This is a genomic window from Amycolatopsis sp. EV170708-02-1, from assembly GCF_022479115.1.
GTDB lineage: Bacteria > Actinomycetota > Actinomycetes > Mycobacteriales > Pseudonocardiaceae > Amycolatopsis.
Map to the genome: position 1 here is coordinate 7,559,640 of NZ_CP092497.1, position 23,244 is coordinate 7,582,883.

Sequence of the window (23,244 nt, forward strand, 5' to 3'; positions counted from 1 at the left end):
TGTCGAGGTTCAACTCTCGCAACCTTTTCACGGGGTGGAGGGAATCGGCACGATGAGTTCTTTCTCGGCAGACACGGAACCGGACATCGAATCGGCGTTGATGGATCTCGACGCGGTCTCCTTCACCGCGTTACGAGAGCTGGACAGTGAGGCCTTCCGCCATTCGGCGCGCCAGGTCGTCGAACGCACCACCCTCGTCCGCGCACGCTACAGAAGCGCAGGCAGCGCGGGTGGCGAACGGATCGACTGATGCCGGCATCAGCCGGGTCTCGCCCTGCGTTCCATCGGTTGTCGTGGCGAGACTTCGACGCGCTCGCGCGTCTTGACGGCGACGAGGACATGGCCCGACGGTTGCGACGGGCCGAACGAAGCCGTCGCAAACTGTTGATCCACGCATTGCTGACGGAAGCCGCGAAGGCACCGAGCCATTCAGGTCCCTTGCCGTCACTCGACTCCGCTTGGGAACTCCTCGCGCGTGCCGAGGCACGCGCACCCCGCTCGGTGAACAGGGTGCTCACCAATCCGTATACCGGGAGCTGGGCAGGCTACACGACTCGCCTGCTCCGGAACGGGATCGACGGCGTCGGTCCTTTGTGGATGCATCTGGGGCACGCGCACGCGATCGCGGCGGCCGCGGCGATCCGGGCGGAGCTGGACTTCGAGACCGTCATCCCGGCGTGGCACGGCAACGCGATACTCCCTTCACTCGGGATGGCCCGTTTTCCGGACACCGAAACGTTTTCCTCGGTCGTTGTACGGGGTGTCAACGGCCGGTACTCGGTATCGAACGCCGGCGCGACGGTCCTCGTGCCGGAAGCACCCGGCTCCGACGCCCAGGGCTGGTGGGGAATCCGCCGGGTGCGGAGTCAGGTCGGCGCGCACCGGTTCTCGTTGTGGCTGGACGACCTCGATCCCTATCGCGGACTCTACGAACCGATCCCGCCGGAACGGCTGCCGGGCAAGGATCTGGCGGATTGGCAACGGCTGATCGACGAGGCCTGTCATCTGGTCGCGACCCATCTGCCCGGTCTGGCCCACATCATGCCGGTGGGCTTGGCGTCCCTGGTCCCGAAACCCCAGGTGCTCTTCCGCAATCCGAGCGCGTCGACCGGGGAGGCGTTCGGCAGCGCGGTCGTCGGACTGCCCACCGACGGGGCCTCCCTCGCCGAAACCCTGATCCACGAATTCCAGCACATCGTTCTCGGTGGGCTGCTTCACCTCGTCGAGCTGTACGAGCCGGACCCACGGGAACGGATCTACGTGGCCTGGCGGGATGATCCACGCCCACTGAGCGGCGCTCTGCAAGGGGTCTACGCCTTCTTCGGCGTCACCGCCTTCTGGCGCGCACTGGCCAGGGCCGGGACGAGTCCCCGGCGCTCCGGCTTCGAGTTCGCCTACTGGCGTGAGCAGACCTGGCACACCCTGCATACGCTGCGCGTGGACTCGACCCTGACCGCCGCCGGCCGGCGCTTTCTCGACGACATCGCCGAACGCCTCGGGCCGTGGCAGAGCGAGCCCGTGTCGGCGGAGGCGAGCGAATTGGCCGCGGCCGCCCGCCGCGATCACCGCGCGGGGTGGCGCGCCCGGCATCTGCGCCCGGACCCGGCCGTCGTCGCCGAACTGGCGGCGGCCTGGCTCAGCGGAAGACCGAGGCCTCCCGCGAACCTCGACGCGACCAGCCTCCCTCCGACACCGGTACCGGACGGAGGCTGGTCCCCAGCCAGAACGGACCTCATCCGGCTCACCCTCGGCGGCACGACGCGCTCACCGGATGGACGACCGCCGACGGTACCCGGCGCCACCGCGGCTGATTTCGCTTACACCGCGGGTGATCACCTCGAAGCCGTCGAGGGCTACCGGCAGGAGCTCGCCGCGGATCCGGACCGGCCGAACTCCTTGATCGGGCTGGGCCTCGCTCTCTCCGCGCGAGGCCCGCACCCTGCCGCCCGCGCCCTGCTGCGCTGTCCCGAGCTGGTCCGCGCGGTCCATCGGCCCTTGCGATCCGGCACGCGGCCGCCGACCGTCGAGGAGATCGCCTCCTGGATCGGGCAACTCGTACCGGGCTGACTCACATCAGGACCTGGTCGATGTCGCAGTTGGCACGGATACCGCGACCGGCCGCCTGCGTTCCGGGGTGGGCTTCGCCCAGGATCCGGCGGTACCGCGCCAGGATCGGGTCGCGGAACGGCGCGGCCTCCTCCGTCCGGCCGAGCGCGGCCAGATCCAGTCCGAGGTTGAACGACGCCGCCAGGACCGTGGGGTGGTCCTCGCCGAGTACCTGCGTGCCACGCTCGATCGCGTCTCGCCCCAGCTCGACCGTCCGGTCGAGCTCGCCCACCGCCGCCAGGTCACTCGCCAGGTTGATCGCGGCGATGATGGCGTAAGGATGGTCCGGGCCGATAGTGGCACGGAACTGCTCGAGGGCACGTTCGTCGAGGACGCGCGCGGCCGCCGGGTCGCCCATCAGCCGGAGGGTCACCGCCAGGTTCACGTTGGCCACGAGGGTATGCGGGTGATGTTCGCCGAGACCACGCCGGTACCGCTCGAACGTCTCTTCGCCGAGCTTCCTAGCCGCGGCCAGATCACCCGAGTGGCGAAGGTCGATCGAATGAGCCAGCGCGGAGGCCATCGTCGTGCCGTGGTCATCGCCATAAGCGAGCCGGAACCGTTTGAGGACCTCCGTGGACAGGCCGAGCGCCCCCGGGTGGTCACCGTCCTTCCTCCTGGCCATCGCGAGCAGGAGCGAGTTACCCGCCGAGTCCAGCTGGTCCGGACCGAAACGGGCGATGAAGCTCTCCGTGAGCCGCTCTTGCTGGATCCGGGCCTGGCCGTACTCACCCGCCTCGCGCAAGTCCACGTTCCTCGAGCTGTTGACGCTGAAGGTGCGGACATGATCGCGGCCGAGGACCTCGATCCGCCGCCGGAGAGTGTCCTGATCCAGCTCCAGCGCCTCCCGGTAGGCGCCGGCCAACCGGAGGCTGATCCCGTGCTGGAACGCGGCGTAGAGCGTCTCCGGGTCGTCGTCGCCGAACATCCGCTTGGCCTTGTGGAAGATCTCTTCGCTCAGCTTGGTCGCTCCCGCGAAATCACCCTGGGCCCGGAGATCGATCGTGATGTTCCGCTGAAGCGCGAAGGTCTCCTCGTTCTCCTCGCTGGACATCTGCATGCGCAGTGCGAGAGTGCGCTGGTTGAGCTCCGCGGCTTCGTCGTACCGGCCGACCGCCCACAGGTAGAGCCCGAGCCGCGACGAGACTTCGAGTGTCTGCGGATGGGTGGGGCCGAGGGTCTCGGTGAAGCGCTTGCGCGCTTCGAGGCCGAGCCGCGCCGCTTCTTCGTGATCGCCGTACTCGAACAGGTAGCGCATCAGGTTGATGTAGAGCTGACGCGGCCAGTCGTTGTCGCAGTCCAGGACGTTCGCCGCGTAGGCGTGCGGCAGCAGTTCGCGGTAGCGCGACCAGTGCCTGCTGGACTCGGGGTCGTTGGGGTCGAGCGCGGCGAGCAGCTGGTGGGCGCCGTGCTGCATCCGCGCGTGCACCTGCCGGGCCATCACCCGGTTGCGCAGCACCAGCTGCACCAGCCGGTGCAACTGGAGGGTGTTGTTCCCGTGGTCGATCTTGGCCAGGCCATAACGGTTGATGTCACGGATGGCGCGGGCCAGCTTGATCGGATCACGCAGCGCCGCGTCGAGTTCCGGCGAGATCGACACCCGGTTGACCCCGGTCAGCAGGTCACGCGAGATCGGTTCCGGCGAGAAGAAGGCACAGATGTGCAGGATCTGATGAGCGGCCGGGTTGCGGGTCTTCAGTTCCTCGAACGAAACGTTCCACGCGGCGGCGACGGAAACCTCGTTGTCGGGCGCCGAAGCGGTGTCGAGGATTTCCTCGACGGACTCGTCGAACAGGCGCAGATACTCCTGTACCGGCATCCCGGTCACCGCGCGCCAGGCAGCGGCCTGTTCCACGGCCAGTGGCAGATCGCCGAGCTTTTCGGCGAGTTCGTCGGCGTCGGCCGGGTCGATCTCCGGGCCGCGGCGGCCGAGCAGCTCGACGCTTTCCTCCCTCTTGAACACCGCGAGTTCCAGCGGGCGTGCGATACCAGCCCAGTCGGAGTTCCGCGAGGTGATCAGGATTTCGCCGGGACCGTTGCGCGGGAAGAACGGGAGCACCGTGTCCGGACTCTCCGCGGCGTCGAAGACCAGGAGCCAGCGGCGGAACGGCCGCCCGGTCCGGAGCGCCTCGATGACCGCGGGGACCGCGACATTGGTCTCCGACGCGCCTTGCAGGCCGAGGACACCGGCGAGTTCGGTGAGACCGGCGCGGATCTGGGTGGTGTGCGCGGCGTCGATCCACCAGACGAGGTCGTAATCCTGGAGATGCCGGTAGATGTACTCGGCGGCCATCTGGGTCTTGCCGATACCACCGAGACCGTGCAGCGCCGAAGGAAGCACGGCGGTGGTACCACTGCTCAATCTCTTCGTGAGCTGATCGAGCAATTCGTCGCGGCCGGTGAAGTTGGGGTTCCGCGGGGGGACGTTCCCGAAGACCAGTGGCGGGTCGTCCGGCTGCCGGGCGGGGAAGTCCCGGGATGGTTCCGACGCCGAAGGGTGCACGATCCGGGTCGTCGGCTCGTTCGCCTCGGGCTCATTGAGATAAGACGAGCGTCCCTGTGTCGCAGGTGTCGAGGCAGGTGGACGTTCGGCCGTCTCAGGCATCATTGAGCTCTCAGTCTTCGTTTCAGATAGGTGTGCTTGGAGGACTTGGCTTGCCGCCGCGTTCCGCAACCTGTCGGCCCGGGACAGGTACGGCCCGGAAAGGGCGCGCATGAGCGCGGTTTCCAGCTCCACATCGGCCGGGGACTCGCGGGTGAGGTCTGGGTCCGGTGTGTTGTTCGGGTCGGCGATGGCGTCTCGGAGGTGGCCGATCAACCGGATCCGGTCACCGAAATGGGTGGCGGCCACTCGGACGACATTGGCCGTTTCCGACCGCCGCGCGCCGCTGAGCAGCAATTCCCGGACTGCCTCGGGAAAAGCGAAGACCCCGTCTGTGTCCCAAGTGGACTTGCCCTCCCTGAGTGCGGGAGCGTACATCATCCCCGAAAGCAAAAGTTCGAGGAGGTGTTCCGGCCCCGCTTCCGGCACGAATCGTTGTCCCACCAGTTTCGCCACGTCGAGACGGACCGGTACCGCCGCGAGTAACTGCGCCAAGCGTAGCGCTGGCGGTGACGCAACACTTCGGAATCGCTGCACTCGTTCGGCGGGTGACAAAGTTACCGACGGGTCATCGAAATCGGACTGGGAAATCCGTTCCGTGGCGAGTACGACGGTTCCTTCCACGGCCTCGTCGTTTTCGCCGGTCATCAATCCGGCCCACCAGCCCAGCGACCTCGGCCGCAGTTCGAGGACCGGCACCGGGACGAGATGGGCGGGCACTTCCGAGCCGGGTTCGAGCCAGGCGTCGGCGAGATCGCATTTCCAGCGGCCGTTGGGCGCCACCGGGTTCGGCACGCTCAACCGGGCCTGGTGCGGGCTCATGCCACATCGGCCCCACAGCCATCGCGGGAGCAGATGCACGATGCTCACCGGCATCTTCCTGCCCCACCGCGCCAGCATCGGGTACAGCGCGTCCTTCTTCTGCCACGCGTCACCCACACCGTCGGTGAGCAGCAAGACCACGCGCCGTCCCGACGAATCCACGATCTCGTCCGGGTCTCGGGCGGGCGCGCCGGGCGTGCCACCGCGAAGAACGAGATCCTCTTCGGTGTCCTTCCCGGTTTCCAACAGGCGGACCTGAATGGTGCGGAAAGCACCCACCTGCCGCAGTAGTTCGACGAACGCCGACACCCTGGGGCGCCACAAGGCCATCGACGGACCGTTGTCGAGGACGAGCGTCAGGTCCAGCCAGCGCTCTTTTCTCGATCGGGTGACCGGCCACCACCGTCCGGTCTCCGCGACCCGGACGGCGGTCGCCACTTCGTCCAGGACCACATTGTTGTGTCGCCGCGAGGCCGTCTCCCGTTTCAGTGTTCTCAGCGCACGGAAGTACTCCAGCGATTCGAGGAGTACCGCTCCCCCGGGCCCGTCGCCGTCCACCGCGGGTTCCGGCAGCTCACCGGGTACGGCCTCGATCGCGACGACCTCGCCGTCGTCTTCCGCGTCCGGTGGGCCGTCGACGAGCCGGGACGGCCCCGGCTCGGGAAGTTCCGGGATCTCTCCGCGATCGGCCGGCGCGTTACGGATCCTCACGTCAGCAGGCGAATGCTCCATTTCGTCGGCCGGTGCCGGCTCTCCATCGGCCCGCCGTGGCGAGATGGCCGCGGCCAGCCACACGATGTCCGCGACGTCGGTCCAGTTCAGGTCCTCGAATCCGAACCGTTCGCCCCGGTGCGGAAAACCGGTGCCCCGCCGGTCCGCCACCGGGGCGGAACGCGAGTCGGACACACCGCCCGGCCCTGCCATGTCACCGCACCGTCAGTCGTTGCCACAGAGCATCCACCAGCCGCGGCCATGCCTCCTGATCCGGCTGATACGCGCCCGACGTCGCGAGATAGACGGCGTCGAGCAGCCGGTCGGTGGGGAGCCCGCCTTCCGCCTTGCTCCGTTCGGCGAATTCCCGGATGAGCCTGTCCCGGTGTTCACCGTTCTCGCCGACCAGATGACCGGCCACGATCGCGGCGAGCTGTTCCTCGTCCGGATTCTCGATCCGCAGCTGCAGGCAGCGCCGCAGGAACGCGGGCGGGAACTCCCGCTCCCCGTTGCTGGTCATGACGACGATCGGGAAGGCGTGGCAGGCGATCCGGCCGTCGCGGACCACGGCGGTGCGCTGCGGATCGGCGGTGTGCACGGTGACTTCGGGATGCCGGTTGCGCACGCGGGTCAATTCCTCGATGGAGAATTCGCCGTCCTCGAAGATCGACAACAGATCGTTGGGCAGATCCGCCTCGGATTTGTCGAGTTCGTCGATCAGCAGGACCCGCGGCAGCCTGCTGGGCAGGAAGGCGGTGCCCAGCGGACCGAGCCGGACGAAATCGCCGATCGGGGGTTCTTCGGCCTCGCCACCGCGCTGGGCCTGGCTGGTCGCCGCCGCCTGGACCCGGCCGATCGCGTCGTAGCCGTACAGCCCGGAACTCAGCGCGGTATGGCTGGTGATCGCCCAGCGCAGCACCCTGCCCAGCCCCAGTTCCCTGGCGATCCGGTACGCGAGGCTCGACTTCCCCGTTCCCGGGTTCCCGGTGACCAGCAACGGACGCCGCAGGTACAGGGCGGCGTTGATCATGTTCAGTTCTCCGGCGTCCGCGTCGTGCTCCGAAAGCGTGAACGCGGTACCGAGACGGCGTTCCGCCTCGCCGTCGTCCGGCGGCGGTACGTCGTTCTCCGGTGGCGGGTCACCCCGATAAGAACGCCACGGCGGTGGCGCGGGCAGCAACTGCGCGAGGTCGATGTCGTGAATGGGAATTCCGGTGCCCCGGTAGATCCACCAATCGGGTGCGTCGAGCCGAGGAGTCCGGCCGTCCACGGCCGCGTCCTGATCGTTCCCGCTCATCCGCGGCATCCCCTTACAGTCGAGTCGGGATCAACGGCTGGTCCAGAACGATCACACGTTTGGGGTCGTCCCACATTACCACCAGATCGTGAGCCAGAGAATTCTTGAACGGTACCGCCATACCGGAATTCGCCAGTTTGCGGCGATCCGGAAGTTCCTTGAAACCGCTCTCCGCGGCCAATACCCAGTCGAGCAACTCGCGCAGGGTCTCCGGTTCGGCGTCCGGATGCCACAGCACGACCGGGAGGCCATTGCGGAGCGCGGTCGTCAATTCGTCCGGCGCACCACCCGGTTTCGTTTGGGGCGGCGGAGGTTTCGCCAACACCAGACCGACCCAGTGCTCGTCGCTCAAGATGGCGTCGATCGGGTGATCCTCGACCTCCGGGCATCCGGAATAGTGCAGCCGGTCGGCGGCGGGGTCCTTCACCATCGAATCCCAGCGAACGTGCCATGCGCGATGCCAATGCCTCGCCCGCATCCTCTCCAATGACCGTATTCCGAGACGGTACCCGTAGCGCAACGGCTGGGGCTGACCGGTCTCATGCTCCTTCGCCCACCGCTGCACCGGCAAATTGATCAGTGTCCTCGGCAGGAGGAATTCCACCGACGCGGACATGCTCTGGCCGGACCAGACCCCCTCGGTCTCCAGGATGACGTCATCGACCCTGAGCTCGACCTCGTCGATTCCGATTTCCCGCACGTCGCCGAGCGGCGGCGGCCAGATCTCCGGATCGTCCTGTCGCCAGAATGCGAGCGTGCACCGCGTCGGATCAGCGGGAACCGGTTCGAGCATGATCATCAAATGCAGATGGGGACGATCCGGGAGCGGCGTCCTGGTCAGCCGCTGATGCCCGAACGCCGGAGCGAGCCGCAGCGACCGGGCCTGGTTCGCCAGCCAGCCCTCGATCATGGCGTCCGGTTTGCCGCCCGCGTTTTCGGCCAGCAGCCCGAGAAAGGCCAACGCGGGCGGGATCCCGTCCGGTCCCGCGTTGAAGTCGGTGAGCAGCTGGAAGACCTCCCACGCGTCGGTGACGCCGTCCAGCCGGGGCGGCGGGACCGCGGGACCGAGCGCGCGGCTCACCATGACCGCCGGATTCGGGACGTTCATTCCGGTCAGGTGACGGCGCAGGCCCACCAGATCCTTGCGGGGGATCAACTCCAGGACGGGCCCTTCCGGATCGACCGGCAAGAGATCTTCGGCGCGCGCCACCACCGATTCCGGGATGACCTCCCCGTGCAGCCGTAAATAAGCCGTTCCGGTGAAAGTCTTCACTGAAACAGGTAGCGGACGGTACAGCTCGGGCAACAGGCCTGGGTCCTTCTCGATGACGTCCGCGAAGAAACGCTCCGAAGAGATGAAGGCGATCATCCGATCGGATTCGGCGAAGGCCTCCTTCACCGGTTGCGCGTCGAGAATGCGGAAAGCGATATCGACCGCGTCCCCGACCCAGCCGTTGTCGTCGCCGATCACCTCTCCGGAGTTGAGGCTCACCCGCAGCCGCATCTGCGCCTGCGGTGTCCGCGTGTGGTTGTACCGGCGGAGTGCGACCGCGAGACGTTCCGGCAGCAGGTCGGCGACCAGGCTTTTGGTCGTTCCCGGCGGAAGCAGGATCAAGGCGCCGTCGCCGCGGTCCTCATGCGCGCACGAATCGAAATCGACGCCGCTTTCGGCGAACGCGATCTTCAAGACCTCGTACATACCCTGGTGGACGGCGAGCCGGTCCAGACGATTGCGGTCCGGCGCGGTGAACCCCACGACGTCCACCACGACGATCGTGCGGTCGAGAGCCCGCGTCGGTCGCGCCACTGGCCCCCTCCCAAGGTCCACGGCGCCGGCCCTCCGGCGCCGACCGCCACATTATCGCGTCGATCGGCCCGGAGTTGAGTGTCAATTGACAAATAGGTGGCGGCGGATCGGTGCTACCACTCACTCGCCGAGCAGGCGCCAAGCGGTGAGGGCGAGCCTCACCCGCGTCAGGCCGAGCGGGTCGGTCAGGTCGATGTCCAGGGCCTTGCCGATCTGCGTCAGCCGTCGCGCCACGCTGCTGTGGTGCAGGTGCAGGGAATCGGCGGCCTGGCGCACGGAACCCGTGGCGCAGTACGCGTCCAGCGTCCGCAGATCCTCCGGATCCGCGGCCAGCTTCGTGATCGCGACGACGTCGGCGTTGGCCCGCGTGTCCTCTTCCGGGATCCGCGCGAGCAGCGCCAGCGCGCCCAGGTCGCGATAGTGGATCACCGGACGGCGCGCGGTCGTGAACCGCAGCGCGGTCGTCGCGTCCTGCCAGGACCGATGCGGGCATTCGGCGTCGCCGATCCCCGCCCGGACGTCTTCGGGGAACCGGGCCGGATCCACCGCGGCGGCCAGGATGATGCCGACGTCGCCGAGTGACGCGGCCTTGACCGGGCGCCCGTGGCAGATCCGGGCCCCGATCTTCTCGAGCGGGAGTCCGGACCGGACCGCGATCACGCGGATCGGCGCGTCGCCGGGGAAACCCAGCAGCCGCAAGGCCCGGTTCCTGGCGGCGTCGTCACTGGCGGAGCTGATCACGAGTTCCACCAGCGCCGGATCGGCCATCGTGGTGCGGGCCGGGCCGTATCGCTCGACGACCGTCGCCACGGCGATCGCGAGGCGGTCCAGCACCGCTTCGTCGAGGGCACCGGGCTCTCCCACGCGTTCCAGCCAAACCGTGCCGATCTCTTCGTCGTCGAGGGTGACCGCCGTCGTGGTGGACACGGGCTCGGACGCCGGAGCGGCTTCGCGTCCGTCGGGTGCCATGCGGATGGTCCGGCCCGTGCTGTGGAGCCGGATGCCCGCCGCGCATTCCGACAGGCCCGCGGTGGCGCGTGCGAGCGCGGGGAGGTCGACCCGGCGCCGCATCAAGGTGTCGTAGAACATCACGACCCGGATCACGCCCTCGACGTCGGGATCCAGATGCGACAACCGCGCGGCCAATGCCTCCATGCCCGCGAGCCTACGCGGCGATCGTCGCGCGAAGGGGCGATCACACGCGACGGATGGCGGCCGCTCTCCGGACCGGAAGCCGGAAGGATCGTGGTCATGGATCCCGAACTCGAAGCCTTCATCGCCCTCTTCCCCGCGGCGAACCTCGACGACCCGATCGCGGACCGCGAGAAGCTCGCGAAGCTGGCCACGTCGGTGCCGCCGCCCGACACCTCGGCCATGGAGGTCGAAGACCGGACGGTGCCCGGCGACCCCGGCGTCCCGATCCGGATCTACCGGCCGCGCGAGGCACAGGGCGCCGTCATCTGGCTGCACGGCGGCGGCTGGGTCATGGGCAACCTGGAGACCGAGCACCCTTGGGCGGCGCGGCTCGCCGAAGCCTCCGACGCGGTGGTCATCTCGGTCGAATACCGGCTGGCACCGGAGAACCCGTTCCCGGCCGCGTTCGACGACGTCTACGCCGTGCTGAACTGGACGGCGGACCACGCGGCCGAGCTCGGCGTCTCGCCCGACCGGATCGCGGTCGGCGGGCACAGCGCGGGCGGTGGCCTCGCGGCGGCGACGGCCTTGCGGGTCCGCGACGAAGGCGGCCCGCGGATCTGCTTCCAGCTGCTCAACCAGCCGGGGCTCGACGACCGGCAGGAGTCGTGGTCGGCGCGCAACTTCACCGACACGCCGTGGATGAACCGCGCCAAGATCACCGCCGCGTGGGGGCACTACCTGAACGGAAAGCCCGCGCCTTCGCCCTATGCCGCTCCTTCGCGGGCCACTGATCTCTCCGGCCTTCCGCCCGCGTACGTGGCCGCCGCCGAGTTCTGCCCCAACCGCGACGAGAACATCGAGTACGCGCTCCGACTGCTTCAGGCGGGGGTTTCGGTCGAGCTGCACCAGTGGCCGGGCACCTTCCACGGGTCGCAGGCGATCCTGTCCGCCGAGGTGTCCCGCCGTCAGATCGACGAACTGGGCGGCGTCCTGCGCCGCGCGCTGGCCGCGTCATGACGGCACCCACGACGGCCCGGCTGCTGCGCCCGTTCGCCGGGAGTTTCGCCGCCGTCGTCGTCCTGCAGATCGTCGGCGCCGTCGCGGGGCTGGCACCGCTGCTCGCGGTCGTCGAACTGGGCAGGGCGCTGCTGGCTCCCGGCCCGGTCGACGAAAGCCGGGTGTGGACCGCGGTGATCGTGGGCGCGGCCGGCTTGTTCGTCCGGCTGGTGCTCACGGCCGCGTCGTCCGGGATCGGGCATCTGCTCGACGGCCGGGTCCAGCTCACCTTCCGCCGTCTGCTCGCCGAACGCCTTGGCCGCGTGCCGATCGGCTGGTTCTCCGGGCGTCGCACCGGCGAGCTGGCCAAGGTCGTCGGCGAGGACGTCGGCGCCGTGCACCCGTTCATCGCCCACACGCCCGGCGAACTCGTCTCCGCCTTCGTCGTCCCGCTGGTGTCGCTGGGCTACCTGCTCACCATCGACTGGCGGCTCACCCTGATCACGCTGATCCCGGTCGTGCTGGCGGTGGCGGTGGTGCCGTTGATGATGACGCCCTCCCGGCTGCGCGAGCAGGAGGAGTTCGACCGGGGCATGGCCGGGATCTCGGATTCGGCCGTCGAATTCGTCCAGGGCATCGCCGTGGTCAAGGCGTTCGGCGGAGCGGGCCGCGCCCATCGCCGGTTCCGCACCGCCGCGGACGATTTCGTCGCCATCTTCACCCGGTGGGTGCGAGGGATGGCCGGGCCGGCGGCGGGGATGCAGCTCGCGCTGTCGCCGCCGTTCGTGCTGCTGGTGGTCCTGATCGGTGGCACGCTCCTGATCACCGGCGGCGGCCTCGCCCCGGTCGATCTCCTGCCGTTCCTGGTGCTGGGGCTGGGTTTGACCGCACCCGTGGCCGCGCTCGGCCACGGCTTCGACGAACTTCAGGCCGCCCGGCGCGCGACCGGGCGGATCCGCGACGTGCTCGGTGTGCCGTCACTGCCGGAACCGGCGAAACCCCTTGTGCCGCAGGGACATCGCGTGGAGCTGCGAGACGTCCGGTTCGGCTACGAGGCCGATCGCGAGGTCCTGCGCGGTATCGACCTGGTGCTCGAACCGGGCACCGTCACCGCCCTCGTCGGCCCGTCCGGCGGCGGGAAGTCCACTTTGGTCACTTTGCTGCCGCGGTTCTTCGACCCCGCGGAAGGAAGGATTCTGCTGGGCGGCGTCGATCTGCGCGAAATCGGCAGCCAGGAGCTGTATCGCCAGGTCTCCTTCGTGTTCCAGGACGTCCGCCTGCTGCGCGCGTCGGTCGCGGACAACATCGCGCTCGCCGTGCCGCACGCCGGCCTCGACGACGTCGTACGCGCCGCCCGGCTGGCGAACATCCACGACCGGATCCTCGAACTGCCGCGCGGCTACGAAACGGTGCTGCACGAGGAAACCGGCTTGTCGGGCGGGGAAGCCCAGCGGATCTCGCTGGCCCGTGCGCTGCTCGCGGACACACCTGTCCTGGTGCTCGACGAGGCCACCGCGTTCGCCGACCCGCAGACCGAACTCGCCGTGCGCCGGGCACTGGCGACGGCACGGGCCGACCGGACGATCCTGGTCATCGCGCACCGCCTGGAAACGGTCGTCGACGCCGACACCATCGTCTTGCTGGAGAACGGCACCATCGCCGAACGCGGCAAGCCAGCGGATCTGCTGACCCGGAACGGGAAATTCGCCGCCTTCTGGCGTTCCCAGCACGCCGCCGAACCACAGGGGGAAACCCGATGATCAGGATGTTGCTGAGCGTGCTCGGCCCCGAGCACGCCCCACCGGTGCGACGGACCGTGGCGCTGATGACGGTCACCGGGATCGTCGAAGGGTTGTCCTACGCGTTGCTGGTCCCCTTGCTGCGGGCACTGCTCGGGAGCACTCCCGGCGACGCCGTCCCGTGGCTGATCGCGTTCGGCGCGGCCTTCTCGGTGTTCGCGATCCTGCGCTACCGCGCCGATCTGTCCGGCTTCCGCGCCGGGACGACGTTGCTGCGCGGGATGTACCACCGGCTCGGCGACCACCTCGCCCGGCTGCCGATGGGCTGGTACGGCGGGAACCGCGTCGGCGAGGTGTCGGCGCTGGCCGGACCCGGTGTACTGCAGGCGATAGGGGTGATCGCGCATCTGCTGGCCCCGTTCGTGGCCGCTTGCGTCACCCCGCTGACGATCGTGTTCGTGATCCTCGCCTTCGACTGGCGGCTGGGGCTGGCCGCGGTGCTCGCCGTCCCGGTCGTGGTGGCGATCCAGGTGTGGACGGGCCGTTCGACGGCCGCCGCCGACGAGGAGGCCACCGCACGCGGCACCGAGGCGACCGGCCGGGTCATCGAGTATCTGCAGGCCCAGCCGGTGCTGCGGGCCGGAGGGCGGGCCGCGGAACGATTCCGGCTGCTCGACGACTCGCTGCGGGACCTCCAGCGGGCGAACCGCCGGTCCACCCTGTCGGCGCTGCCCGGTGTCGTGGGGCTGACGTTCACGGTGCAGGCGATGTTCACGGTCCTGCTGACACTGGGCGCCTTCCTCGCGCTCGGCGGGGAGATCGGGGCGGCCGAGGTCGTGGCGATTCTCGTCCTGGCCGCGCGCTGCGCCGATCCACTGCTCTCGCTGACGGACATCGGCGGCAAACTCCGCGGTGCGCGGTCGGTGCTGGTGCGGCTCGACGCCCTGCTGCGCACCGAGCCGCTGCCGGAACCGCCGGAGCCGGTCCGGCCGGAGCGGCACGATCTGGAGTTCGAGTCGGCCGCCTTCACCCGCGGCGGCCGCGCGGTGCTCGACGGTCTTTCGCTGACCGTCCACGAAGGACGGAAGCTCGCCATCGTCGGTCCTTCGGGCGCCGGGAAGAGCACGGTGTTGCAGCTGCTCGCCCGGTTCCACGACGTGGACTCGGGCGCGGTGCGCATCGGCGGGGTGGACGTCCGCGCGATGAGCACCGACGACCTGATGTCCCGGATCGCGATCGTGTTCCAGGACGTCTACCTGTTCGACGGCACGATCGAGGAGAACATCCGGCTGGGCCGTCCGGACGCCGACGACGCCGAAGTGCGGGCCGCCGCCACGGCCGCCCGCCTCGACGAGGTGATCGAACGGCTGCCCGGCGGCTGGTCCGCGAACGTCGGCGAAGGCGGCGCGCTGCTGTCCGGCGGGGAACGCCAGCGGGTGTCGATCGCGCGCGCACTGCTGAAGGACGCGCCCATCGTGCTGCTCGACGAAGTGACCTCCGCGCTGGACCCGGTCAACGAAGCGGCCGTCCACGAGGGGATCGAGCGGCTCATGGCGGGCCGCACCGTGGTGATGGTGGCGCACCGGCTGCGCACCGTCGAGCGCGCGGACCACGTGGTCTTCCTGGACGGCGGCCGGATCGCGGAAGAAGGCAGCCACGGCGAACTGGCCCGGCTCGGCGGCCGGTACGCCGGATTTCTCGAGCCGCAAATCGCTTGACGCCGCCGGGGAACGGCAATGCACTGTGCGCATGAAGATCCGTGCCACGACCGCAGACGACCGCGCCCTCTTCGTCGACACCATGTTCACCGCGTTCGCCCGGTTCCCGGACACCGCGGGCGAGACCTGGTCCGCGCTCGAAATGGACCGGGGCCTGCTCGCGGTGACCGGGGACGGGCGGCCCGTCGGCACGGCCGCCGCGTACTCCTTCGAGCTCACCCTGCCCGGTGAGGTCGTCGTCCCGGCCGCCGGAGTGACCGCGGTCGGCGTCCTTCCCTCGCATCGCCGTCAAGGCGTGCTCAGCGCGATGATGCGGCACCAGCTCGCCGATTTCCGGGCCAGGGGCGAGTTCCTCTCCGTCCTGCTGGCGTCCGAGGCGCTGATCTATCGCCGGTTCGGCTACGGACCGGCGACCTACACCCGGCGCCTCACGGTGCAACGCCACCGGGCCGCTTTCGCCCTCCCCCGGACGGCCGAGGTGGCCACCGGCTCGATCGAACTGCTGCGCCGGGCCGAATGCGGCGAAATCCTGGAAGCCGTCTACGACCGGTATCGCCGCGCCCGGCCCGGCGCGCTGTCGCGCCCGCACGGCTGGTGGGAGGCGGGGGCCGGGCAACCGCCGATCTCCCACGCCCAGCGTCACGTCGCCGTGCATCGTGACGCCGACGGCGTCCCGGACGGATACGCCTCCTACTCACTCACCGAGCCCAGCACCCTGACCGTCGACGAGACCATCGCCACCGACGACGCGGTGTCCACGGCTCTCGCCAGGTTCCTGCTCGGACACGACCTCGTCACCGAAGTCGTGTTCAAACACCGCCCGCTCGACGATCCGCTGCGCTGGCAGCTCGAAGACTTCCGCGCCGGCGAACTCGGCGGCGAAACGGACTGGCTGTGGGTGCGGCTGCTCGACGTCCCTCGCGCGCTGACCGCCCGAGGCTGGGCGGCCGACGGTGAGCTCGTCCTCGACGTCGGCGACCCGGCGCTCGGCGAGCACGGCCGCTACCTGCTCACCGTCCGGGACGGCGAGGCGACCTGCGTCCCGACGGAGCGGGAACCCGGCCTTTCCCTCGACGTGAGCGACCTCGGCTCGATCTATCTCGGCGGCACCGCCCCGAGCACGCTCGTGCGGGCAGGCCATATCCGCGCCCACCACTCGGAGGCCGCCGCGCTGGCCGACGCTCTATTCCGCACCGAGCGTCCTCCGCACTGCCTGCACTGGTTCTGATCACGTCGAGGCGTGGCGCGCGGCGGCATAGGTGAGCAGCAGGGCACCCGAAGCGAACCGGCGGTCATCGACGAGCGTGAACGCCGTCTTCGCATACTCGCCATCGAAGAGCCGCGTCCCGCCGCCGAGGAGCACCGGGTTCACCACGAGCCGCACTTCGTCGAGCAACCCGAGCCGGGCCGCGGAAGTCGCGGCCTCTCCCCCGGCGAAGAGGGCGATGTCGCCTTCGAGATCGGCGAGCTCGGAGGCGTCTTCGACCAGATGCGAGTTGTGCCAGGTGGTGGCGCGGAGCGTGCGCGAGAGGACGTACTTCGGCAGCTCGTGCATCCGCCGCCGCTGCGTGGCCGAGACCTCGTCGCCGGCTGTCGGCCAGTAGCAGGCGAGTGCCTCATAGGCCTTGCGGCCGAAGACCATCCCGTCGATCGAGTCCAGCAGTTCGTCGATATGTCCTTGGAACTCGTCGTCGGCGAACTGCCAGTCGATGTCGCCCGCGGCATCGGCGATGTAGCCGTCCAGCGAAACGTTGGTGTGCAGGAAGAGACGCCCCATATGAACTCCTCGACTTCTTGAACACTCGAACAAGAAGTCAACGTACACTTCTTGAACGCACTGTCAAGAAGTCGTACGATGCGACCATGTCACGCACAGGCAGGCCGCGGTCCTTCGACGAGGACCAAGTGATCGGAGGAGCGCTCGACGTCTTCTGGCGGCGGGGCTACGCGGCCACCTCTATGCGGGATCTGAAGGACGAACTCGGGATCCTGCCGGGAAGCCTGTACGCCGCATACGGCGACAAGCACGCACTTTTCCTGCGAGCGCTGGAACTCTACGCGAGCGGAGCCCGAAGCCAGGGGGCCGCGCTCGCCGAAGGCCCCGTTCTCGCGCATCTACGCGAACTTCTGCTCAGTGTCCTGGATGCGGCGCGGGAGCACCCGGGACGCGGCTGCCTGCTGGGCAACACCGCCACCGAATTGCTGCCCGCCGACGAAGCGGCCGAGAAAGTGGTCCACAGTGGATTCGAGGCCCTCGAAACCGGTATCGCGCAAGGACTCGAAGCCGCCCAGCGCTCCGGAGAGGTCCGGGCCGGCATCGACTGCGCGGCGCAAGCGCGGCTCCTGCTCGTCGTCATGCAGGGCCTGCACGTGGTGGCCAGGGCGGAGGCGGATCCGCGCCGCCTCACCGACGCGGTCGACGCCGCTTTGGCGCCCTTGACCGCGAAGTGACTCCCGGGCACACCGGAGCCGGTGTGCCCGGAAGCCGGATCACTCCTCGAAGCCCTCGTCGCCACCGTCGAAGACGTCTTCCACGACCTCGCCGAGGATCATGCCGCCGACCACACCGGCCGCGGCACCGGCGACCACGCCGCCCATCCCCGGGCCACGCCTGCCGTGGTGACCATGGTGACCGTGGTGGTCGTACTCGTGGCCGTAGTGCTCCTGGTGCCCGCCGAACATGGCGTGCCCGCCGCCGGATTCGGCGACCTTGGCCAGCCAGCCGTCGATGGCCGCCGCCCAGTCGGTGCGCAGCGCCTCCTCGTGCGAAACGTGGAAGCGGCCGAACGAGTCACCGCCGGTGCGGAACATGCCGCCGCGCCTGTCCGCCTCCAGCACCACCACGAGGTCGTCCGGGCTCGCGACGAAGGTCAGCTCCACCTGGCTGACCCGGCCGGCGTAGCGCGACGGCGGGAAGAACTCGATCTCCTGGAAGAAACCGAGCTCCTGCCGGACACCGTGCAACCGCCCGGCCTCGACATCGGCGCTGCGGAAGGAGAAACCCAGCTCGCCGAACGCCTCCAGCACCCGGTCCTGTGATTCCAGCGGCCCCACGAGCACCGGGTCGAGGTCGCCCTTGTCCGGCGCGCCGGCGATGACGAGCTCGGTGCGCACACCGACGACCATGCCCGGCAGCTCACGTCCGCCCACCGCGCTGATCGGCGTCTCCCACGGCAGGGCGATCCGGAACGGCACGGAGGTCAGCTGCCCCGCCGTCACCTGCACCTTGCGGCCCGCGCTGACCCGCAGGAACTCCGCCGTCCCGGCACGCTCGTGGTCGCCGCGCTCGACCTCGACCCTGGTGACCAGCGAAAGCAGGATCTCCTCGATCTGGGCGTCGCTCGAACCGCCCTGGATGCGGACCTGGCCGGTGATCACCTCGCCGGGAACGGCGTGCGGCGAGTCGAGCACGGTGTCGACGGACGGGCCGCCGACCCCGAAGGCGCTGAGCATCCGTTTGAACATCAGGGATTTTCCTCCGCTGGGTACTGGAACAGGGGGTACCGGAACACTTCGACTACTACCGAGATCCGCCGCGGCACGCCAGGCAAACCGGGTTAAAAACCCCTAAACGGGCTCGACGTCACTACCTTCTCAGATCGGCCTGACGGACGTCGTGCAGGTGGATGACGACGTCGTAGGAACGCCCGAGCGAGATGTCCGCCGGGTCGACGGGGAACAGCGTGCCGATGGTGCGGGTGGGCCGGGCGGTGTCCAGCCAGGCGCGGGCGGCGGGCGGCGCGGTGCGGAGGTCCAGGTAGAAATCGTCGAACCGGACCCGGTCGAGGGTGTCCTCGTTCGTCCCGGACGGCGCGGCCGGGACGGAGAACGGCTTCCACTCGCCGCCGACCGCCGTGTCCTTGGACAGGAAGGAACCCCGGTCGAAGCTGAACCCGATCGGCAGGTAGCCGCGGCCCAGCGTCTCGCGCAGGAACGCGCCTTGGGTCTTCGGGTACACCGCCGGCATGTCGGGGATGTACGCGACGTGGGCGTTGTGCGCGGAGAGCAGGATCTTGTGCCCGGTCCGCCGCTGCCACCAGGCGACGTTCTCCGCCATCGCCCGGTCGCGCAGGATCTGGGCCGCGGCCAGCCCCTTCGGATCCGCGAGGTCGACGGCGAGGAAGCGGGCGGTCTGCGCGACGAACCGGGCGTGCTGCTCGGCCCAGCCGTCGGCGTCCGCGCCGGTCAGGCCCTTGACCAGCTCGAAGGCCTCCTCCGCCTGCGTGGCGAGCCGTCGTCGCTCGTCGAGGGGTTTGCGCAAGTAGGCGAAGGCGTCGTCGATCGGGCGCAGCCCCGTGTACAGCTCGTTGAGCCGGGGCAGCGACTCCGGGTGATGCCTGCCCATGTGGTCGGTGATCCGCGCGAAGAACGCGTCGTTCACCGAAGGCGCGCCGAGGTCGTCACCGACGAAATGCACCGTGCGATCCGGATGCGCGCGGTTGTGATCGCGCATCCATCGGATCAGGCTGACGAACTCCTCGCGATCCCACGGGGACCCGGCCAGCGTGCGCTTCGCGATTTCGCGGGCGTCGCCGCGCCCGGTCTGGACGTACTCGTCGATCTCCAGTCCGGCGGACCAGCTGAGCTCCAGCGCGAAGGCCCGGAACCCCTTTTCCTCCACGAGGTAGCGGAACACCCGCTCCTTCATCGTGAAGAACTCGTGGGAGCCATGTGTCGCCTCGCCGAGGCCGACCACCTTCGCACCGCCGATCATCCCGCCCAGCGCCCGTAGATCGGCGTTGTTCCGGCCGGGTTCGGTCGAGCGGAGCGGATGCGCCGCCCGGTCCAGCGACCGCACCGGATCCCGCCAGGCCGTGGCCGTCTCCGCCGCGAGCGCCGGACTCGCCAGAGGAGCGAGCACCGCCCCCGTCACCACCACCGCGGCGGCCACCACTCCGCGTCTCGCCCACCGTTTCCGGCCGTCCGTCATACCGCTCACCCCTTCGTTCCGCTGTCGAAATCGATCATCGTCGACGGAACGGTGGCGGCGCATTGAAGCAAAGCTCCTACTTGGGGTGGGGTTTTCCTCACCTCAAGCAGGAGCGGGTGGACCCCGCCGCCGGGGTGTGGGACCCGGCGGCGGGAGTCCACCCGCGTTTATCTCCCTCCGCAGCGGCTGTCCGTCACTCCGCGCGCCACAACGCGGGTGTGGACGGCGGCTCCCAGCCGGGCTGGGCGGTGTGCGCCTGCAAGCACACGTAACCGCGACCGCTGTAGGTGACCCGGGCGCCCGCGGAATAGCCGGTTCCCGCCGCCCAGGTCGTCCCGCCGGGCGGGTTGGAGGTCGAAGTCGACGTCGTCGGCGTCGTACTGGTCGGCCGCGAGGTCGAAGTCGGCGTCTGCGGCACGTTCAACACGAAGTCGAACGCGGCCTCCTTGGCCGTTCCCACGTCCCGCACGGTCATCAGCAGCCGCGGGTCGAAGATCGTGTCGGTGTTGTTGCGCGGCTCGTTGGGGAAGTAGAGCTGCGTGGTCAGCACCGGCCTGCCGGGGGCCTGGACCTTGACGTGGATGTGCCGCGTACGACCGGGGTACAGGCCGGGCACGATCGTGCTCAGCGAGAACGCGCCCTGGTCGTTCGTGAACTGGTGGCCGCGGAAGGTGTACCCCACGTTGTCGTAGGCGCCGTTGACGTCCGCCTGCCAGAAGTCCAGCAGGGCCCGCGCGATCGGCAGACAGCCCAGCCCGAACACGTAGCCGGACACGGTGAGCCTCGTTCCCGGCGTCCCCGGCGTGACGAGCGAGGTGCGCTGCGGCGAATTCGGCTTGAAGTAAGGACCTTCGGTCTGCGGAATGGTCGGGTCGTCCCCGTCGTCGCAGTACGGGGTCAGCTCGGGCGCCTGGCCGCTCGCGACGGTGGTGCGCGCGAGGGCGGGGCCGCCGATCAACGCGACCGGAGCCGCCACACCCGCGGCGAGCGCGGCCTTCAGCACGGTCTTCCGGCTGAGCTTGTTCTCTTCGTCCATACCTGCTCCTCGTGGGGGCTTCGGGAATCACCCTCGACGGTATGGAGAAGATCAGCTGTGGACGATGGACTGGGTTGGTCAGTCGTGGTGAATCTCCGGGGGCGCGTCACCGGTCCGGCGATAATCACCGGGGCTCAACCCCGTTTCCCGCCGGAAGAACCGGCAGAAATAGGCGGGATCCGCGAAACCGACCCGGCTGGCGACCTGCCGAACGGTGAGATCCGTGCCGCGCAGGAACCGTTTCGCCTCCCTTGTCCTCGCCTCGCGCATCAGTTGTGCCGCCGTCCGGCCGGTCGCCGTTTTCACCGCGTCGGTGAGATATCCCGGCGTGACCCCGATCCGTTCCGCGAGCGCGCCGACCGACCAGAGCCCGAGATCGGGCCGCCCCAGCAAGCGCGCGAATTCCGTGCCCACCGCCTGCGCCCTGGCCGGCGGACGCGGATCCGCGAGCCCGGGAAGCCGTCCCGCCCGCACGATCAGCACGTGCGTCAGCGCCCGCAGAACCGAATCGGTCCCCTGCCCGCCGCAACGGAATTCCTCGTCGAGTTCGGCGACGAGCCGCGCGGTCTCCTCGGCCGCGCGCTCGTCGAGCCGCCACGGCTGCTGGCTGAGCCTGCGCAGGGTTTCGCGATCCGACGGATGTTCGAGCAGGAAATCGTCGGTGAACAACACGACGAATCCGGTGAGATCCCGGGCATCCCAATGATGCACCTGCCCCGGCGTTATGACCGCGAGTTGCGGAGGCCCCAATTCCCAGCGCGTGAAATCGATGACGTGGTCACCGGTGCCGCCGGTGACATGGACGATTTCATAGAAGGTGTGCCGATGCGGGAACGCCGCCCTTGACATCGGCCCGATCGAGTCGAAGGTGCCGACCGTGAACGGCAGGGCGTCCGGCGCGCGGACCTCCAGCCGATGCAGTGGCAATTCCCCCGCCTTCGGTTTCAGGCAAGGCGTCCTCGGCAACACCGTCGTTCCGCGCATTGGACCGGTCCCTTTCACCACACTGGGGAATGAAAAGTCTAGACCAATATGAGGGCGGTGACTGCCGACGGAAGTCGCTTCCCGCCCGCCGGGTACAGTCGCGATCATCGACGCACGTCCGAAGGGTCACCACGCGATGTCTCCCACCAAGTCGCGCGGTCGGGCCGGATGGTCGCTCGGCGCGTCCGCCGCCTTGGCGCTGGCGTGCGCCGTGGCCATGATGACGGCGGGCACTTCCCACAGCGACCTCGAGATCTACCGTTTCGGCGTCGACACCTTGTGGAGCGGCGGCGATCTCTACGGCGCCTTGCCGCTTTCGGACGCCGGCATCCCCCTGCTGTTCATCTATCCGCCGTTCGCCGCGTTGGTGCTCACCCCGCTGGCGATGGTGCCGTGGACGGGCGCGGTGCTCTTGCTGTTCGCGCTCAGCCTGGCCGCGCTGGGCATCACCTTCTACGCGATCGCCCGCACGCTGTGGCCGTCCGGGGACCGCCGGAAGGCGCTGTTCGTCGCGTCGCTGGCGATCACCCCGGCGCTCTTCCTCGAACCGGTCCGCCAGACGCTCGGCTTCGGCCAGATCAACCTGCTGCTGATGGGCCTCGTCGCGGCAGACTGCCTGCTGGCGCGCGGCCGTTACCGGGGTATCGGAGTCGGCCTCGCCGCGGCCATCAAGCTGACGCCGATGGCGTTCCTGCTGTTCTTCCTGGTGCGCAAGGATTTCCGCGGCGCGCTGACCGCGGTGGGCACGTTCGTGGCCGCCTCGGCCGTCGCGTTCGCGGTCGCGCCGGAGGCCTCCGCGCGCTACTGGTTCGGCGGGCTCGCCGGCGCGTCCGGGATCAGCGGGACTTCGTTCCACACCAACCAGACCCTGCAGGCCGTGCTGGCCAGGTTCGGCGTCGAGTCCGCCGCGAAGCCGCTCTGGATGGCCCTCACCGGCGTGCTGCTGGTGCTGGTGACGGTGACCATGTACCGCTCGGCACCGGTGCGGGCACTCCTGCTGAACGCGACGTTCGCCCTGCTCATCTCGCCGACTTCGTGGTCGCATCACTGGGTGTGGATCGCCCCGGCGCTGTTCACCACCGCCGCCTGCGCGGTACTGCATCGCCAGGACCGCCGCAGGGCCGCGGCCTGGATCGCGGTCACCGGCGTCGTCGCCACGATCTTCGTCGCGGCACCGTTCCGGTACTTCCCCGCCTTCGACCGGCCGGGCCAGACCTGGACGACCACCCAGCAGTGGCTGGGCAACTGCTACGTCCTCGCCGGCCTGGTCTTCCTCGCCGTCGCGGGCGCGCTCTCCCTGCGGAAACGCGGTTAGCCCGCTGAACGCGTCTTGACACCGCGCTCCACCATGTCTCTATA

General features: G+C 69.2%; 17 protein-coding genes. 8 read left to right on the forward strand and 9 right to left on the reverse strand.

The features are described from left to right. The first annotated feature begins 52 nt into the window (after positions 1-52). A complete protein-coding gene (locus MJQ72_RS34185; RefSeq protein WP_240595211.1) occupies positions 53-250 on the forward strand; it encodes a hypothetical protein in 198 nt (65 codons plus the stop codon). Next, complete coding sequence (locus tag MJQ72_RS34190) at positions 250-2,067, forward strand: HEXXH motif domain-containing protein (RefSeq protein WP_240595212.1); 1,818 nt, start codon at positions 250-252, stop codon at positions 2,065-2,067. Before MJQ72_RS34185 ends, MJQ72_RS34190 begins: the two co-directional genes overlap by 1 nt. Before the next feature lies 1 nt (position 2,068). On the opposite strand, the gene fxsT is transcribed toward MJQ72_RS34190, so the two are convergent. From fxsT to MJQ72_RS34210, 4 genes are all read right to left on the reverse strand, one after another. After that, complete coding sequence (gene fxsT / locus MJQ72_RS34195; protein WP_240595213.1) at positions 2,069-6,454, reverse strand: FxSxx-COOH system tetratricopeptide repeat protein; 4,386 nt, start codon at positions 6,452-6,454, stop codon at positions 2,069-2,071. Position 6,455: 1 nt separating this feature from the next. Further along, positions 6,456-7,538, reverse strand: coding sequence for a MoxR family ATPase (locus MJQ72_RS34200; protein ID WP_240595214.1), 1,083 nt, complete (start codon positions 7,536-7,538; stop codon positions 6,456-6,458). 13 nt (positions 7,539-7,551) lie between these two features. Next, complete coding sequence (locus tag MJQ72_RS34205; protein WP_240595215.1) at positions 7,552-9,345, reverse strand: hypothetical protein; 1,794 nt, start codon at positions 9,343-9,345, stop codon at positions 7,552-7,554. Between the two features lie 120 nt (positions 9,346-9,465). Then, complete coding sequence (locus MJQ72_RS34210; RefSeq protein ID WP_240595216.1) at positions 9,466-10,500, reverse strand: CdaR family transcriptional regulator; 1,035 nt, start codon at positions 10,498-10,500, stop codon at positions 9,466-9,468. Positions 10,501-10,596: 96 nt separating this feature from the next. Here MJQ72_RS34210 and MJQ72_RS34215 point away from each other — a divergent pair, with 96 nt between their 5' ends. From MJQ72_RS34215 to MJQ72_RS34230, 4 genes are read left to right on the forward strand one after another with little or no spacing between them, the layout of a single operon-like run. Further along, positions 10,597-11,499 carry an alpha/beta hydrolase gene (locus MJQ72_RS34215; RefSeq protein ID WP_240595217.1) on the forward strand — a complete coding sequence of 301 codons (903 nt, stop codon included), beginning with the start codon at positions 10,597-10,599 and terminating at the stop codon, positions 11,497-11,499. Further along, positions 11,496-13,238: an ABC transporter ATP-binding protein gene (locus MJQ72_RS34220; RefSeq protein ID WP_240595218.1), complete on the forward strand. Its 1,743-nt coding sequence runs from the start codon at positions 11,496-11,498 to the stop codon at positions 13,236-13,238. Before MJQ72_RS34215 ends, MJQ72_RS34220 begins: the two co-directional genes overlap by 4 nt. Next, positions 13,235-14,935, forward strand: coding sequence for an ABC transporter ATP-binding protein (locus MJQ72_RS34225; protein ID WP_240595219.1), 1,701 nt, complete (start codon positions 13,235-13,237; stop codon positions 14,933-14,935). Before MJQ72_RS34220 ends, MJQ72_RS34225 begins: the two co-directional genes overlap by 4 nt. Positions 14,936-14,966: 31 nt before the next feature. Continuing rightward, positions 14,967-16,163 carry a GNAT family N-acetyltransferase gene (locus MJQ72_RS34230; protein ID WP_240595220.1) on the forward strand — a complete coding sequence of 399 codons (1,197 nt, stop codon included), beginning with the start codon at positions 14,967-14,969 and terminating at the stop codon, positions 16,161-16,163. Here MJQ72_RS34230 and MJQ72_RS34235 read toward each other — a convergent pair whose 3' ends face one another. Beyond that, positions 16,164-16,712: a dihydrofolate reductase family protein gene (locus tag MJQ72_RS34235; protein WP_240595221.1), complete on the reverse strand. Its 549-nt coding sequence runs from the start codon at positions 16,710-16,712 to the stop codon at positions 16,164-16,166. It lies immediately after the preceding gene. Between the two features lie 86 nt (positions 16,713-16,798). Between MJQ72_RS34235 and MJQ72_RS34240 the strand changes: the two genes are divergently transcribed. Continuing rightward, positions 16,799-17,386 carry a TetR/AcrR family transcriptional regulator gene (locus MJQ72_RS34240; RefSeq protein WP_240595222.1) on the forward strand — a complete coding sequence of 196 codons (588 nt, stop codon included), beginning with the start codon at positions 16,799-16,801 and terminating at the stop codon, positions 17,384-17,386. 39 nt (positions 17,387-17,425) lie between these two features. Here MJQ72_RS34240 and MJQ72_RS34245 read toward each other — a convergent pair whose 3' ends face one another. From MJQ72_RS34245 to MJQ72_RS34260, 4 genes are all read right to left on the reverse strand, one after another. Further along, complete coding sequence (locus MJQ72_RS34245) at positions 17,426-18,400, reverse strand: sporulation protein (RefSeq protein ID WP_240595223.1); 975 nt, start codon at positions 18,398-18,400, stop codon at positions 17,426-17,428. A gap of 121 nt (positions 18,401-18,521) precedes the next feature. Then, complete coding sequence (locus MJQ72_RS34250; protein WP_240595224.1) at positions 18,522-19,865, reverse strand: erythromycin esterase family protein; 1,344 nt, start codon at positions 19,863-19,865, stop codon at positions 18,522-18,524. 193 nt (positions 19,866-20,058) lie between these two features. Further along, positions 20,059-20,901 carry a carbohydrate-binding protein gene (locus tag MJQ72_RS34255; protein WP_240595225.1) on the reverse strand — a complete coding sequence of 281 codons (843 nt, stop codon included), beginning with the start codon at positions 20,899-20,901 and terminating at the stop codon, positions 20,059-20,061. Positions 20,902-20,979: 78 nt separating this feature from the next. After that, complete coding sequence (locus MJQ72_RS34260; protein ID WP_240595226.1) at positions 20,980-21,885, reverse strand: AraC family transcriptional regulator; 906 nt, start codon at positions 21,883-21,885, stop codon at positions 20,980-20,982. A gap of 136 nt (positions 21,886-22,021) precedes the next feature. Here MJQ72_RS34260 and MJQ72_RS34265 point away from each other — a divergent pair, with 136 nt between their 5' ends. Then, a complete protein-coding gene (locus tag MJQ72_RS34265; RefSeq protein ID WP_240595227.1) occupies positions 22,022-23,200 on the forward strand; it encodes a glycosyltransferase 87 family protein in 1,179 nt (392 codons plus the stop codon). Positions 23,201-23,244 lie beyond the last annotated feature (44 nt).

Bases quoted from the DNA above. Each gene is read 5' to 3' on its own strand.
- MJQ72_RS34250 (WP_240595224.1), bottom strand. From the start codon at position 19,865: ATGACGGACGGCCGGAAACGGTGGGCGAGACGCGGAGTGGTGGCCGCC.
- MJQ72_RS34190 (WP_240595212.1), top strand. From the start codon at position 250: ATGCCGGCATCAGCCGGGTCTCGCCCTGCGTTCCATCGGTTGTCGTGG.
- MJQ72_RS34240 (WP_240595222.1), top strand. From the start codon at position 16,799: ATGTCACGCACAGGCAGGCCGCGGTCCTTCGACGAGGACCAAGTGATC.
- MJQ72_RS34265 (WP_240595227.1), top strand. From the start codon at position 22,022: ATGTCTCCCACCAAGTCGCGCGGTCGGGCCGGATGGTCGCTCGGCGCG.
- MJQ72_RS34215 (WP_240595217.1), top strand. From the start codon at position 10,597: ATGGATCCCGAACTCGAAGCCTTCATCGCCCTCTTCCCCGCGGCGAAC.
- MJQ72_RS34185 (WP_240595211.1), top strand. From the start codon at position 53: ATGAGTTCTTTCTCGGCAGACACGGAACCGGACATCGAATCGGCGTTG.
- MJQ72_RS34225 (WP_240595219.1), top strand. From the start codon at position 13,235: ATGATCAGGATGTTGCTGAGCGTGCTCGGCCCCGAGCACGCCCCACCG.
- MJQ72_RS34230 (WP_240595220.1), top strand. From the start codon at position 14,967: ATGAAGATCCGTGCCACGACCGCAGACGACCGCGCCCTCTTCGTCGAC.
- MJQ72_RS34245 (WP_240595223.1), bottom strand. From the start codon at position 18,400: ATGTTCAAACGGATGCTCAGCGCCTTCGGGGTCGGCGGCCCGTCCGTC.
- MJQ72_RS34200 (WP_240595214.1), bottom strand. From the start codon at position 7,538: ATGAGCGGGAACGATCAGGACGCGGCCGTGGACGGCCGGACTCCTCGG.
- MJQ72_RS34220 (WP_240595218.1), top strand. From the start codon at position 11,496: ATGACGGCACCCACGACGGCCCGGCTGCTGCGCCCGTTCGCCGGGAGT.
- MJQ72_RS34210 (WP_240595216.1), bottom strand. From the start codon at position 10,500: ATGGAGGCATTGGCCGCGCGGTTGTCGCATCTGGATCCCGACGTCGAG.
- MJQ72_RS34235 (WP_240595221.1), bottom strand. From the start codon at position 16,712: ATGGGGCGTCTCTTCCTGCACACCAACGTTTCGCTGGACGGCTACATC.
- fxsT (WP_240595213.1), bottom strand. From the start codon at position 6,454: ATGGCAGGGCCGGGCGGTGTGTCCGACTCGCGTTCCGCCCCGGTGGCG.
- MJQ72_RS34260 (WP_240595226.1), bottom strand. From the start codon at position 21,885: ATGCGCGGAACGACGGTGTTGCCGAGGACGCCTTGCCTGAAACCGAAG.
- MJQ72_RS34255 (WP_240595225.1), bottom strand. From the start codon at position 20,901: ATGGACGAAGAGAACAAGCTCAGCCGGAAGACCGTGCTGAAGGCCGCG.